At 40.7% G+C, this 13,313-nt stretch carries 15 protein-coding genes and 2 pseudogenes; 11 read left to right on the forward strand and 6 right to left on the reverse strand.

What is annotated here, in order from left to right; all coding sequences use genetic code 11:
• Positions 1-76: 76 nt before the first annotated feature.
• Positions 77-388 carry a hypothetical protein gene (locus CCS41_RS16470; RefSeq protein ID WP_240313847.1) on the reverse strand — a complete coding sequence of 104 codons (312 nt, stop codon included), beginning with the start codon at positions 386-388 and terminating at the stop codon, positions 77-79.
• Here CCS41_RS16470 and envC point away from each other — a divergent pair.
• Together envC and CCS41_RS04430 are read left to right on the forward strand one after the other, a co-directional pair.
• A complete protein-coding gene (gene envC, locus CCS41_RS04425) occupies positions 294-1,625 on the forward strand; it encodes a murein hydrolase activator EnvC (protein WP_420866973.1) in 1,332 nt (443 codons plus the stop codon). The two genes, CCS41_RS16470 and envC, sit on opposite strands and share 95 nt — an antisense overlap.
• 57 nt (positions 1,626-1,682) lie before the next feature.
• Positions 1,683-2,615: a divergent polysaccharide deacetylase family protein gene (locus CCS41_RS04430; RefSeq protein ID WP_420836479.1), complete on the forward strand. Its 933-nt coding sequence runs from the start codon at positions 1,683-1,685 to the stop codon at positions 2,613-2,615.
• Between the two features lie 364 nt (positions 2,616-2,979).
• On the opposite strand, the gene CCS41_RS16475 is transcribed toward CCS41_RS04430, so the two are convergent.
• Positions 2,980-3,426 carry a hypothetical protein gene (locus tag CCS41_RS16475; RefSeq protein WP_240313849.1) on the reverse strand — a complete coding sequence of 149 codons (447 nt, stop codon included), beginning with the start codon at positions 3,424-3,426 and terminating at the stop codon, positions 2,980-2,982.
• Positions 3,427-3,606: 180 nt separating this feature from the next.
• The gene (gene crcB, locus CCS41_RS04440) at positions 3,607-4,002 is read right to left on the reverse strand and encodes a fluoride efflux transporter CrcB (RefSeq protein WP_119797277.1); all 396 of its coding nucleotides are present in this window, start codon (positions 4,000-4,002) and stop codon (positions 3,607-3,609) included.
• A gap of 170 nt (positions 4,003-4,172) precedes the next feature.
• Between crcB and CCS41_RS04445 the strand changes: the two genes are divergently transcribed.
• From CCS41_RS04445 to CCS41_RS04455, 3 genes are all read left to right on the forward strand, one after another.
• The gene (locus CCS41_RS04445; protein WP_119797278.1) at positions 4,173-5,057 is read left to right on the forward strand and encodes a PrgH/EprH family type III secretion apparatus protein; all 885 of its coding nucleotides are present in this window, start codon (positions 4,173-4,175) and stop codon (positions 5,055-5,057) included.
• Between the two features lie 236 nt (positions 5,058-5,293).
• Positions 5,294-6,049, forward strand: a complete 756-nt coding sequence (locus tag CCS41_RS04450; protein ID WP_119797722.1) for an EscJ/YscJ/HrcJ family type III secretion inner membrane ring protein — start codon at positions 5,294-5,296, stop codon at positions 6,047-6,049.
• Entirely contained in the window at positions 6,042-6,614 is a 573-nt protein-coding gene (locus CCS41_RS04455) for a type III secretion apparatus protein OrgA/MxiK (protein ID WP_119797279.1), read from the forward strand. The genes CCS41_RS04450 and CCS41_RS04455 overlap by 8 nt, the downstream gene beginning before the upstream one ends.
• Before the next feature lie 168 nt (positions 6,615-6,782).
• Here the strand turns inward: CCS41_RS04455 and CCS41_RS04460 are convergent, their stop codons facing one another.
• Positions 6,783-7,091, reverse strand: coding sequence for a helix-turn-helix domain-containing protein (locus tag CCS41_RS04460; RefSeq protein WP_119797280.1), 309 nt, complete (start codon positions 7,089-7,091; stop codon positions 6,783-6,785).
• Between the two features lie 94 nt (positions 7,092-7,185).
• Between CCS41_RS04460 and CCS41_RS04465 the strand changes: the two genes are divergently transcribed.
• From CCS41_RS04465 to CCS41_RS04490, 6 genes and pseudogenes are all read left to right on the forward strand, one after another.
• On the forward strand, positions 7,186-7,545 hold the full coding sequence (locus CCS41_RS04465; protein WP_119797281.1) for a hypothetical protein: 360 nt from the start codon (positions 7,186-7,188) through the stop codon (positions 7,543-7,545).
• Between the two features lie 7 nt (positions 7,546-7,552).
• Positions 7,553-7,762 (forward strand): hypothetical protein, encoded by a 210-nt coding sequence (locus CCS41_RS04470; protein WP_119797282.1) that lies wholly within the window; start codon positions 7,553-7,555, stop codon positions 7,760-7,762.
• Entirely contained in the window at positions 7,759-8,067 is a 309-nt protein-coding gene (locus CCS41_RS04475; RefSeq protein WP_119797283.1) for a phage filamentation protein Fil family protein, read from the forward strand. The genes CCS41_RS04470 and CCS41_RS04475 overlap by 4 nt, the downstream gene beginning before the upstream one ends.
• 126 nt (positions 8,068-8,193) lie before the next feature.
• Positions 8,194-9,782 (forward strand): annotated as a pseudogene (prfC, locus tag CCS41_RS04480) (peptide chain release factor 3).
• Positions 9,783-9,928: 146 nt separating this feature from the next.
• Entirely contained in the window at positions 9,929-10,579 is a 651-nt protein-coding gene (gene osmY / locus CCS41_RS04485; protein ID WP_119797284.1) for a molecular chaperone OsmY, read from the forward strand.
• Positions 10,580-10,759: 180 nt separating this feature from the next.
• Positions 10,760-11,545, forward strand: a pseudogene (locus CCS41_RS04490) (TatD family hydrolase); the annotation flags it as partial.
• Here CCS41_RS04490 and CCS41_RS04495 read toward each other — a convergent pair.
• Positions 11,529-12,350 carry a sulfatase-like hydrolase/transferase gene (locus tag CCS41_RS04495; protein ID WP_240313889.1) on the reverse strand — a complete coding sequence of 274 codons (822 nt, stop codon included), beginning with the start codon at positions 12,348-12,350 and terminating at the stop codon, positions 11,529-11,531. The pseudogene CCS41_RS04490 and the gene CCS41_RS04495 sit on opposite strands and share 17 nt — an antisense overlap.
• Before the next feature lie 44 nt (positions 12,351-12,394).
• Complete coding sequence (locus tag CCS41_RS04500) at positions 12,395-13,306, reverse strand: sulfatase-like hydrolase/transferase (RefSeq protein WP_119797287.1); 912 nt, start codon at positions 13,304-13,306, stop codon at positions 12,395-12,397.
• Positions 13,307-13,313 lie beyond the last annotated feature (7 nt).

Here is a 13,313-nt window from a genome sequence, read left to right on the forward strand (position 1 = left end):
TTACTTTGATGACTACCCTCTATCTGAAGCCTGTTCGAACTCTGTTGTATTCGCCGATACTGCTTCAAAAATGCACTCAACATGCGCCTTTACTGCCGTTATCGCATACAAAAAATCGCTGTGTTTGATAGGTTCCAGGCAATGTTGGCAGCAGAATATCTTGGATACCATTAAATCCTGTTAAACTTAGAGGAAATTGTTCAAACACCTGCAAAATAACGGGTAAACGGCTACTTATCATGGAATAATTTAGCATTATGATTAATAAGATATTATTTTCTTTATCAATAATTATGGAGCATGCAAGCGCCAAGGGAAATAAAGTACTTACTAAACAACAAGCTAACCGTTTTACACTATGTCTTTCCCTTATGTTCTGTGCTAGCATTTTTTACCTTAGCCTATTGCCAATAACTGGTCATACCGCTGATAAAACAATGCCTAATAAAACTATCGACAGTAAAAACCAACTGAAGACACTTCAACAAGGTATTGAAGAAAAAGAAAAAAGTGTTAAACAGCAAGAACAGCAGCGCAATACATTATTGGGGCGACTGAAACAACAAGAAAACAGCATCGCGCTAGTTAGCCGTACACTGCGTGAAACACAATCCACACTCAAACAACTCGATAAAAATATTGCTGATATCACGATATCCATCGATGACCTCAAAAATCAGCAAGCCACACAACAACATCTTCTTGCCAAACAGCTTAATACCGCCTTTAAGCAACGGAAAAACAGTGGGTTACGGATAATATTAAACGGTGAAAAAAGTCAACGCAATGAACGCATTCTCGCCTATTTTAACTATATTAATCAAGCGCGAGAAACCTCAATTAGCAAACTACAACAAATTAGCACGAGTCTGAAAGAACAAAAAAGTAGTTTGCTACAAAAACAGAATCAACAAAGCGTCCTCTTAAATAAACAAAAGAACCAACAGCAAAAATTGGAGTACACCCGTACAGCACGTAAACAAACCCTAACGTCGTTGGAAGCCTCACTAAAAAAAGATCAACAAAGTTTGGCTGAGTTAAAATTAAATGAAAAGCGGTTACGCAATAAAATAGTCAAAGCTGAACGTAGAGCCAAGGCACGCGCTAAACGGGAAGAGCAAGAAGCTGCTCGAGTGCGAGCGCAAATAAAAACCAAAAAACAGCAGGCAGAGAAAAGCGGCAGCAAATATACACCCAGCGAAAGCGAGCGCTCGCTTATGGCAAGGACCGGTGGCCTTGGTCAACCCAATGGGCAAGCTATCTGGCCTGTGCATGGTCATTTATCCCACCGTTTTGGTGAAGCCTTGCAAGGAGAATTACGCTGGAAAGGTATGGTTATTGCCGCCGCCGAAGGCAGTGAAGTCAAAGCGATTGCTGATGGACGCGTCTTACTGGCAGATTGGCTGCAAGGCTACGGGCTGGTCGTGGTGGTTGAACACGGTAAAGGTGATATGAGTCTGTACGGTTATAATCAGAGTGCACTGGTCAATATTGGAGAACAGGTTAAAGCAGGGCAACCTGTCGCCTTGGTTGGCAACAGTGGTGGTCAGGGAACACCTTCGCTTTATTTCGAAATACGCCGCCAGGGACAAGCGGTTAATCCTCTACCCTGGTTAGGGCGATAAATGAACGCCCCTCGCGACAATTTTGCCGCAGATCGAACAACACGAGGGAAAAAGATATTGTGTTACTTCAACATGTCCTCATTGCTGTCGGTACTCTTGTTTATCGCCTACAGCACCCAAGCCGGTAAACTTTCCATCGTTATGGATGATTTTGGCTATCGTCCCGATAATGAAAATCAGATATTACAGCTGCCGATCGCCATTTCAATAGCCATTCTGCCTAATGCGCCTTATGCCAGAGAAATGGCAATTAAAGCCCATAATCAGGGGCGAGAAATTCTGATTCATCTGCCCATGGCACCCTTCAGCAAACAACGATTGGAACCTGATACCCTAAAGCCGGATATGGATCTTGAAGAAATTCAGCGTATTATCCGTAATGCATTGGCTAATGTGCCTTATGCTGTGGGAATAAATAATCATATGGGTAGTGCGATGACGGCCAGTTTATCCGCGATGCAAAAAGTGATGCGGATATTAGATCAGTATCCCTTGTATTTTCTCGATAGCCGGACCACGAGTAATAGTCAGGTTAGCCACGCTGCCATAGGTACCAGTGTCAAGGTACTCAAACGGCAGGTATTTCTTGATGATGTCATCAATCAGGCGGCTATTCGTCAACAATTTAACCATGCACTACAACTCGCCAACCGCCATGGTTCAGTCATCGCTATTGGTCATCCTCATCCCACGACTATCCATGTATTGCAAAAGATGCTACCGACATTACCTTCTGATATCGTTTTAGTCCCTCCCAGTATGTTATTAACACAACCATTACTTCATGAGACTAAAGCAGTGACAACAGTCAAGCGAGCACGAAACAGGATGAAAAACATCAGGCAGTGTAAGATAAAACCTCAACAGCCAAGCGAAAAAATTTATGCTGATCGAATGTTTATCGTACTCGCTGAAAGTTTGCGACAAAATCCAGCAATAATATTCGTGAAAAAACGTTGGCAACAATATAGATCTAGAAACATTCAGTAACATTGCGGGTTAGGTCTTCTTGGAAGAGTTATATCAAACTGTTCGTCATAAAGTACCCTTCTTTATTTCTCCCCATACTGGAAATATACCATTTTCAAATTAATAAATTAATGAAAGAATTAATAATAAATTATATGGAGTTACCTCAACATGCTGTGTTACATATTCTGATTCCGTCATCACCAGGTTAAAATTATTATATTTTTCAAATAATGACAAGTTAGGTTCTATCTCTTTTATAAATTGGGTATCTGTCGGAGATGTAAAAAGATATATACTTCTATCTAATTCATTATCATTCAATATATACTTTCAGATAAAATTTTATCAAGATAATCAACATGTTTCTGATTGATATTGCCCATCATTTTTTTCCAACGTGTTCCCAATAGGTTCCTGTTGCAACATAACTGCCAATATTAAATTGAGGTACTACTGAAATAATATTTTTTATCTTATGCTTTATACCATAATACAGCGTAATACTCCCTCCTTTAGAAGCACCTAGAATTGATACATGACAAGAGTCAAGAAGAATGATTACACTATCAATTAATTTACTGACACCTAACTCAATATCAAATCTCATATCATTACATAAGCAATAAGCGGGTAGCCCATTAAAATCATCTGTTATCCATAAAATATTAGAACGACAATGTGCCAAGGTATTCTGAAAATCATAAATCGTTGGATCAGGTATATTAAATCCAGACATAACAATCAAAAGGTGTTTACAATCATATTTAGCCGGAGAGAATTTATATTTCACTTGCACATTATTAGGTAATGTAAATACAGAACTGTCCATTTTATCATCTTTTTTAATTTAAACGTATAACGAAAAAAAATGATTAATAATTAAATAAATTTAATTACAAATATAGCTACACGATTTAATTTTGATTTCCTAACGGATACATTGAGGAATAAATCTATGGAGTGGCTCATATTTGAATACCAATCAAAATTAAATCGCGCAGCTATAACATTAGACTTTTTGCAAAACCGTAGCGAGCGCTTGCCACGAAACCATACCGAGTAACGTCATCAGCAGCGACCCAATAATATGAATAGCAATGACCCCCACCGCCCAAGCGACTCTTCCTTGCTGGATTAACACCACCACTTCAACAGAGAACATCGAAAAAGTAGAAAGCCCGCCGCAAAAACCTGTTACAATCGGTAAGCGCCATTCTGGAGCGATCCCCTGAGCCTGGGAAAAATAAGCGACCGCCACGCCAACGACATATCCTGCTATCAAATTAGCAACCAGGGTACCCAATGACACTGTCTGAAACAAACTATTGAGCTTCAATCCGAGATCCCAGCGTAAGAGTCCGCCAAGTGCTGAACCTAGTATAATGCTAACAATGGGTTTCCACATGGTACGTTCTCCTTTGTTTCGATGAAAAAATAAAACGAAAAATGATGGTTATCAGGATAATTCATAAGATTCTTATCAGGATGTGATAATCACCTTTTGTTAATCTCTTCTCATACTATTTACATGACCAGATTTCACACCAGGTTGCTAAAACAAAGTAATAAGCGATTATGCATAGAAAAATAAAAAAAGAAACCAGGATACCACAAGTCGTTATTCGCCTGTTTAATGGTTTGTTAAAAGGCTGTGGCAAGGAAAAAAAAGTAGTGGCACCATTAGAAAAAAAATCTCATGCTATTCTTTGGTATGCTTTAAGCATATTCGCATTAATTTCAGCGTTGATGGTTGCTTATGTTCACTCCAGAGATACCAGGCAACAGCAAATCCGTGAACTTTCATCACTGCTTGGTGATAGCAGAGAACAATACCATATTTTTTACGGTCATGATGGTTGGATTTATATCCTGGCAAATAATGAAAAAAAAGCCGCATGGGTGCAGCAATATTTGATACAACTTCATTTTTCCAAGCCGGTGAAAGTGCTCAATATTCAAAACGAAGAAGAACGGATAGGATCATGGTTAGCTGAGAATTGGCCAACAGTGAAATATCATCGTGTCAGAATAGATACGCCTCGAGCACCGATAATACTAATCAGTGAAGAGCGTAATCAACTCAATAATGAAAAACGGGCACAGCTGATAAACAATTTAAATAAACAAATTCCTTATGCCAGTCAAAGTCAATTGCTGTCGATTAGTGATAAAGAAGTCTCTTATCAGGCTGAATCTGGAATTAAAAAAATGGCCGTTCCTTACACCTGCTATGATAATGGAGATAGTGTCACCTTTATTATTCAAGGCGCGCTGAATGATGAACAACTACAACAACTACGCAGGTTTGTCGCTCATTACATTCAGGCTTGGGGCGAACACTATGTGAAATTTTCCGTTGAATTAAAAGATGATTGGCTAAAAGGTGAATCATTTAAATACGGTAACCAAGGTTATATAAAGGTGACTCCTGGTTACTGGTACTTTCCTAAACCTTTATAAAAAAGATAAGGCTTTACCTGATTTTCCTTTTTGTGTTTCATCAGACTTCTTGCAAAACCGTCGTTCGTTATGCAAAGTTAAGGAGCCTGGAGCAGCAACCTTCGCTGACATGCGAATACATGAGGATTGCGAGCACCAGGTAACACCGAATTTGCAGCACACAGTTTGCAACACGTAGTAGGTTTTGCAAGAAGTCTATTATTTATTTACATCAAAATAGAAGCGTTATGACACCCATGATAAAGACAAAACGACTTATTATCCTTTCACTTATTTTGCTACTAGCAGCCTGTAAACAGCAAGATTTGCTTAAAGGATTGGATCAACAGCAAGCTAATGAAGTCTCCGCGCTATTACAGCGCAATAATATTGCATCCAATAAAATCGATGGTGTGAAAGAAGGCTATCGTATTACGGTAGATCCTGTCGATTTTGTGGCTGCTGTCGATCTAATGAAAGTTTATAATTTACCTTCTAAACCACGAATGGAAATTTCGCACATGTTTCCCAGCGATTCATTAATATCGTCTCCGCGAGAAGAAAAAGCGCGTTTATATTCAGGAATAGAACAACGGTTGGAACAATCATTACAAACAATGAATGGTATCGTTACCGCCCGGGTTCATGTTAGCTATGATTTGGATTCAGGTGAGGGCGGAAGAAAAGTAGTGCCGATACATATGACAACTTTGGTCACTTACGATCAAGGTGTCGACCCCAGTTTATTAATCGGAGATGTTAAACGTTTTTTGAAAAATAGCTTTCATGATGTTGACTATGACAATATTTCAGTAGTGTTATCAAAACGATCAGTCATTCAGCATCAAGCTCCTGTCAAGCTACAACAGAGTCAGGGTAATCAAAGCTGGATTTATATTGTTATTGTCCTGATTATGCTGATTGCAGCGTTGTTACTGGCCTGGAAAAAGCAATTATTACCGATAAAAATACAACCGATGAAAAATAAAAATAAGGAAAAGTCTGATGCTTAAGCTCACGACTATTGATCGGATATTATTCGACCCTGTATCGTATATTCATCACACCCGATTTCATTTGCCACTTTTTTTTAGTGGGAGTCGATCCCGTTCAGTACTGAATGACATGTTAATAAATCAATATAAATTGGATATTGAGCGACCGGTCATTGCCGATTTTAACCAACAATTGGTCAAGCATTGGTATATTTTACCACAGATTAGTTTTTTGATTGCCTGTCAGCGCCATCGCGCGTTGCTATCAAGGCGGGGAGTATTACAAAGTTTACCTTCCTGGGTACAGCAATTCGCAAAACTTGAGATTGCTGCTGCACTACCCTGTCAGGTAAATAAAAAAATTGATTTTATCCAACTGCTTGCTGATGGGGTCAGTGAACTCGGGATCGGGAGCAACGAGATACCACCAGCAATATCACAACGGATATCGCTTCTATTTCCCTCTACACTGACCATCACACCCAATATTAATAAAAACACTAATCCAAGATCATTACTTATTACTCTAGCCACACAACATGCCCAAAAGCACCCTTATGTTCTCGATTTTATCGGTGCATGACTAACTGTACTCTGCCTCCATCGCAAAAAAAAGAGGTGTGACAGAGATATTGATAAAGATCGCTCAATCACATTTAGAAAAAATTGAGCTTCTTTACATCTAACAGATATCAATATCAATCGAAATAATTCCTTTCGTAGCAAATACCGCCTTTTCCCCACATTCTCTTTATTTTTTCCGCAACCAACCAACCTTCTGGCTTTTTAGGAGATTGAATATATTTTCGTGCCCATCAGGGGAGAGCGCCGGATATATTTGCCCGGCTTCAGGTGCTGCATGATCTGTCATTAACCATAAAGTGTACTTCATGAAAATGGGATGTTGAGTAATTTTCGTTAGTGCTGTGCCACTCGGCTCAAATTTACCCATTTCATATTTATCTAATGTACTCAAAGGGATGCCAGTAAGTTTGCAAAACGTAGCCTTACTCATTTCCTCGGCTTTCCTTATTGCTTTGACTTTTTCGCTTAGTGTCATTGACATATATCCTATATAGGAGTTAACCTTCAACCAATACTCCATACAAGGAGAAATTATAAAGGATCTTCAATCCGTAGAGTAAGGATAACTCATGAAAGAAATGCAGCAAAATAAACTAAGGGAAAACAAGGGAATTTCAGTGGAAAAATTAAAAAGGGAGATAATTCCATTGAAGAAAAATATAAATTTACGCCCATCGATAAATGAAGCCATGGAGTTGGCACTATCTTACCTAATAACGAATAATATAAAGCCTAGTATGACGCTGAATGAATATGCAAAATTTTCCGGTATGTCATTACGTCAAGTTCAAAGTGACGCCGAACGTCGTTACCTTCCATTATTAAAACCAGCAGTCAGCAATCGTCGCGAATTAAAACGCGTTAATATGGTTGCGCTCTATGCCATCCCTTTTATCGAAGGTTTTGACGTAATGGGAATGGAGGCTTAAAAAAATAATGATACATAGTCTGACTACACTAAGCCGCCATTCTCACCAATACCGTGAATTCGTCATTATTCGCCATCCGAAAACGGTAACCAACCTGGTGAATCGTTATCATTTGTGGTTTAACAACCACTCGTTTGGCAAAGTAGATACATTGGAACAGGCAACAAAGCATATCGATTGGCTTCATCAGATGAAGGAGGAGGAAAGTTTACGATGAATTATAGCAACGCATTACTCATCCTGGTCGCCATTATTCTCGTGGTAGTCTCACTTAACCCACCAAGAAAAAAAGCGAAGAAAAAGGAGATGACAAAAGGTTGGCAACAGTTTCTGCAACATGAAGCAGAAATAAAAATGGCAGTAGAACAGCGCGCACAACGGGGCTGGCTAGAAACACCTGACGCGCGCCATTTCCAACCTAAAACCCACGCAGTACCATTTATTAAGGGATACAGTAGACCTTTTATTGTCAAACCAAGATCAAAACGTTGCTGGTACCAGCGTTTATTGACGTTCCATTAATGGCATCAAATCTACCCTGATCCCATTTTTTGAATTCATCTTTAGAAAATGGGGTTACTGTATCCGGTAGTGTCATTTGCGGTACACTACGAAATCAACCGCATATACATTAGAAGATTTTAATCAATGTCAAATACTGCAATCCAACAACACATTTCTCGCCGAAGAACTTTCGCTATCATCTCACACCCCGATGCAGGAAAAACTACCATCACTGAAAAGGTATTGCTGTTTGGACAAGCGATTCAGACCGCAGGTACGGTAAAAGGGCGGGGTTCTAGCCATCATGCCAAATCTGACTGGATGGAAATGGAAAAACAGCGCGGTATTTCGATCACCACCTCAGTGATGCAGTTTCCCTATCGTGACTGTTTGCTGAATTTGCTCGATACACCTGGGCATGGAGATTTTTCCGAAGATACTTACCGTACGCTAACTGCTGTCGATTGTTGTTTGATGGTGATCGATGCAGCCAAAGGGGTTGAAGATCGTACCCGTAAATTGATGGAAGTGACTCGATTGCGCAATACGCCAATTTTAACTTTTATGAATAAGTTAGATCGGGATACCCGAGACACTATGGAAGTGTTGGATGAAGTTGAACAGGAACTGAATATTGCCTGTGCACCCATTACTTGGCCCATTGGCTGCGGTAAGTTATTTAAAGGCGTTTATCACCTCTATAAGGATGAGGTTTATCTGTATCAGAGAGGTCAAGGTCATACCATTCAGCAAGTACACCTTGTCAAAGGGTTATATAATACAGAATTAGATACAGCAGTGGGAGCCGATCTATCAGATCAGTTACGTGCAGAAGTAAAACTCGTGTGGGGAGCATCACACAGATTTTCTCACACTGATTTTTTGTCAGGCGATCTGACACCGGTATTCTTTGGCACAGCTTTGGGCAATTTTGGCGTCGATCATATGTTAGATGGACTGACCACTTGGGCGCCTACACCCATGCCACGTCAAACCAATGTACGGCAAGTCGTCGCCACGGAAGAAAAATTTACCGGTTTTATATTCAAAATTCAGGCCAATATGGATCCCAAACATCGAGATCGGGTGGCTTTTATGCGCATCGTTTCCGGTCGTTATAAAAAAGGGATAACACTACGCCAGGTGCGCACCAAAAAAGAAGTGGTGATTTCCGAAGCACTGACCTTTATGGCAGGTGATCGCACCCAGGTTGAAGAAGCATTCGCAGGTGACATCATTGGGCTACATAATCACGGCACTATCCAGATTGGTGATACCTTTACTCAGGGTGAAGAAATGAAATTTACCGGTATTCCGAATTTTGCCCCTGAACTGTTTCGCCGTATCCGCCTACGTGATCCACTTAAGCAAAAGCAACTGTTGAAAGGCCTGGTTCAGCTTTCGGAAGAGGGCGCAGTACAAATATTCCGCCCCATTACCAATAACGATCTGATTGTCGGCGCAGTGGGGCTACTGCAATTTGATGTGGTCGCTGCACGGCTGAAAAGTGAATACAAAGTTGAAGCGGTGTACGAATCAATCAATGTTTCTACTGCTCGTTGGGTAGAGTGCAACGATATGAAAAAGTTTGCAGAATTTAAACATAAGAACGAACAGAATCTAGCCTGGGATGGGGGAATAATCTCAGTTATATCGCACCCACAATGGTCAATCTTAACCTCACACAAAAACGTTATCCCGAAGTAATATTCCACGAAACACGTGAACATTAACAATAGCGATCAACTTTGGCAGCATTATTTTGGTTATAGTCTATATTGTTTATTGAAATATTTTGTTACGGCCTTGCTCTAGAGTGCTGGGGTTCGTTTTGAGGATCCAAAATTTTATGGATTCGTGATAACAAAGGAAGAGATCGATGAAGAATACAAAATTTATTCATTCGCTGATAGCTGTGGCTGCTTTAGGTACATTGTCGCTGAGTAGTGGAACTCTTGCTGAAGGATCCATCGGTAGTCAAGTATCAAACACGATGGAAAACGCCGGTGCAAAAATAGATAACTCGCTCAAAAAAGTGGATGATTCGCTCAAAAAAATCGATAACGCTGCCACGGAGGACAGCAGTGGCATTGCCATGAAAGTTAAAAAAGCGTTGCTTGAGGATGAAAGCTTGAAGCAGGGTGGTAATATCTCGGTCGCAACCAAAGACGGTGTGGTTACTCTCAGTGGCTCAGTTCATAACCTCGCTCAGTCTGAAAAGGCAATGGCAGTGGCAGCTAAAGTCATGGGTGTTAAGTCGGTCAATAATAAGCTAGAGGTAGTAAAAGAAAATACCGCTCAATCCATCAGTGCGTATACAGATGATGCAACCATCACCAGTAAAGTGAAAGCAAAATTGCTGACGACTGGTGGCGTGCCTTCGCATGATATCAAAGTTGTTACCACTGGCGGTGTTGTACAACTTACCGGTGATGTAGAAAATGCAGAGCAATCTAAAAATGCAGAGAAAGTTGCCAAAGAGACTGACGGCGTGAATAAAGTCATTAACGATATAAAGGTCAAACACTGATAGATTTTTTGCAAAACTTACATACGTGTTTGTAAATACGTGCTGCGAAATTCTGAGTTACCTAGTGCTCGCCTGTACCGCGCAGTTACTGCGCGCCAGGCACCTTGACTTCGCAGCACTCACTACGGTTTTGCAAGGAATCTACTATTTTCACCGACCAGCTTAAATAAATAAAATTACATGCCATCTTATTTTATCGACACCCATTGTCATTTTGATTTCTCCCCTTTTAGCGGTACCGAAGTTGATAGCTTGGCTGCTGCACATCAAGCACAGGTTAAACAACTGATTGTTCCCGCCGTGGCGGCGCGTTATTTCGATCGTGTACTCGCGCTAGCGCGTGATTATCCCGCACTGTTTGCTGCTTTAGGGTTGCATCCGCTTTATCTAAACCCACATCAGGATGCAGAATTGACAGTGTTAGCTGATCGACTAGCGACAATGCCAGAAAAGTTAGTGGCAGTGGGTGAAATTGGTTTAGATTTATACCAAGACAATGCGCTATCTGTAAGACAACAGCTTAAAATGCTACAAGCACAGTTGATGCTAGCAAAGCAATATGATCTTCCCGTGATATTACATTCACGCCGCTCACATGATCAATTAGCAGCATTATTACGTAAAATAGCATTACCGCGCACCGGTGTAATACATGGATTTGCCGGTAGTTTGGCACAGGCGCGGACTTTTATCCGGCTAGGTTATTATATCGGCGTCGGAGGGATCATCAGCTATCAACGCGCGAAAAAAACGCGGCAAGTAATGGCAGAGCTCCCCCTGAACGTATTATTATTAGAAACAGATGCCCCGTACATGCCATTGTCTGGTTTCCAAGGACAGGCGAATCGACCAGAGAGAATAACCGATGTTTTTGCTGCATTGTGTCGGCTAAGACCAGAGTCACCACAACATATCGCTCAGCAACTTCATGCCAACAGTCAACGTTTATTTAATTTACCGCCGCTTTATCAATCGACGGCTTTACATAATCAGTCAGCGATGCCATCAGTGCTCCCAGTGAAGGAGGGGTTTTGCCGCTGCTAATCGGATCCAAATGTGGATTTAAGGTTTCTGTCGTCCCATCAAGATAAAACACCTTGATGATATCCCTGGAGATAAAGGCTATGCATTCCCCATACGCAGTGGCAACCATCCATTCAGAGTTTGGAATGGGTTCAAATAACGAGTGACCGCTGCTGTAGTTATCTGTCTTCCCTTGAGCATGTAAAAATTCCTTGAGTAGCGTGGCAGAAATATCATAGTGCAGGGTCTTTGCTAACACCTGCTGTTTGTCTTTGCCCGGCCAATGGATCACTAACGGTACCTGAAGTTGAGTACGACTAAAATTACTGCCATGCCCCCAATAATTCTTTTTATTATCATTAAACTCTTGACCGTGATCAGCGGTAATGATCACTATGGTGTTATCCAGTAACTTCCTGTTTTTTAAATGGGTCAAGACGTTGCCGATTAAACCATCGATATTGTACAGTGCCGAGCGGTAAAGATTATGTACTTCCACCGATGAAGCATTGGGAGTCAACTTCAATACATCCAAAGCCGTCCAGGAGGGCTGAAAATGCGGTGTACTATTTTCGGGTAGACTATAACCGTGAGCAGCATCATAAAATAGCAGACCAAAGAAAGGTTTACGGTCATCTAGATGGTTAATAAAGTCTTTAGTGATTTGTACATCACGCAACCACGGGGTATCACCGGGCGTATAACGACGCAGATGATCAATACCGAGGAATAGCCCATTTCTAAACACCGGTGAGGTTAAGGCCGCTGATCCATAAACAAGAAATTGATAATTCAGCTCTGCAAGCCGCTGTAATAACAACGGGCGTACCCCTCTTTAACAAACAGTGAAGAATAAATTTCGGGCAAACCATAGAACAGCGAAAACATACCCGGAGGTGTGCCATTCCCTCCCGACCAGTGATTTTTATACACCCGTGAGTTATCGGCAAAAGCCGCCACATTCGGAGTAGTTATCATATTCATATCATCGGCACGCCAGGCATCTATCACCACAAACAGCAAATTTAGTGGCTGTGCCGTCGCATAATTGATCGGATGACGTGGATAATTAGCTGTCGAATTATTAATTTGTTGTCTTAGTTGCTGAAAATCGAAAGCCGAAGAATCATTACCGGTACGATGAACCGGGATCCATAACAGCGGAAAGGATTTACGCAACGCATCGTTATTGCCTTTATTATTAAAAATGAAACTGGTGATCAAAGCTGTTCCTATTAACAACAATAACACCAGCGTAATCTTTTTAGCCACACTGCTCTCCATCAACAACAATCCCCATAATAGAATCAGTTGTAAAACAATCAATCCGATAAAATAGAGAGCAAAACGTAACATCACGCTAATATCAAAATTGACACCACCAGAAAAAAATAAGCGCAATACATTGATCGATAGATGGAAACGATATTGGCTGTAAACCAACGCATCGGTATAAAACAGTATTGTTAGCAAAGCAACAAACAACACAATGACTATACGCGCGCTTTTTTGGCAAAAAAAGTGATTAATCACGACCATCGGTGGCAAAATTATCAAATTAAGCTGTATTATCAAAAACAGGTGATATTTAAATGCCCACAGATTGTTAAGATCGACAAAAGACAACCCACTTATCACACCGGTAATGCCAATCGCGTTCAGTAACGCAAATAAAAAGCAATGCGACAGTTTTTTGTTACTCATTTAACAT

It is taken from the genome of Candidatus Fukatsuia symbiotica (assembly GCF_003122425.1).
Classification (GTDB): domain Bacteria; phylum Pseudomonadota; class Gammaproteobacteria; order Enterobacterales; family Enterobacteriaceae; genus Fukatsuia; species Fukatsuia symbiotica.

Coding starts and splice junctions, on each gene's coding strand:
- CCS41_RS04445 (WP_119797278.1), top strand. CDS start 4,173: ATGCATAGAAAAATAAAAAAAGAAACCAGGATACCACAAGTCGTTATT.
- envC (WP_420866973.1), top strand. CDS start 294: ATGGAGCATGCAAGCGCCAAGGGAAATAAAGTACTTACTAAACAACAA.
- CCS41_RS04470 (WP_119797282.1), top strand. CDS start 7,553: ATGATACATAGTCTGACTACACTAAGCCGCCATTCTCACCAATACCGT.
- CCS41_RS04500 (WP_119797287.1), bottom strand. CDS start 13,306: ATGAGTAACAAAAAACTGTCGCATTGCTTTTTATTTGCGTTACTGAAC.
- CCS41_RS16470 (WP_240313847.1), bottom strand. CDS start 388: ATGCTAGCACAGAACATAAGGGAAAGACATAGTGTAAAACGGTTAGCT.
- CCS41_RS04455 (WP_119797279.1), top strand. CDS start 6,042: ATGCTTAAGCTCACGACTATTGATCGGATATTATTCGACCCTGTATCG.
- CCS41_RS04460 (WP_119797280.1), bottom strand. CDS start 7,091: ATGACACTAAGCGAAAAAGTCAAAGCAATAAGGAAAGCCGAGGAAATG.
- CCS41_RS04465 (WP_119797281.1), top strand. CDS start 7,186: ATGAAAGAAATGCAGCAAAATAAACTAAGGGAAAACAAGGGAATTTCA.
- osmY (WP_119797284.1), top strand. CDS start 9,929: ATGAAGAATACAAAATTTATTCATTCGCTGATAGCTGTGGCTGCTTTA.
- CCS41_RS04475 (WP_119797283.1), top strand. CDS start 7,759: ATGAATTATAGCAACGCATTACTCATCCTGGTCGCCATTATTCTCGTG.
- CCS41_RS16475 (WP_240313849.1), bottom strand. CDS start 3,426: ATGGACAGTTCTGTATTTACATTACCTAATAATGTGCAAGTGAAATAT.
- CCS41_RS04450 (WP_119797722.1), top strand. CDS start 5,294: ATGATAAAGACAAAACGACTTATTATCCTTTCACTTATTTTGCTACTA.
- crcB (WP_119797277.1), bottom strand. CDS start 4,002: ATGTGGAAACCCATTGTTAGCATTATACTAGGTTCAGCACTTGGCGGA.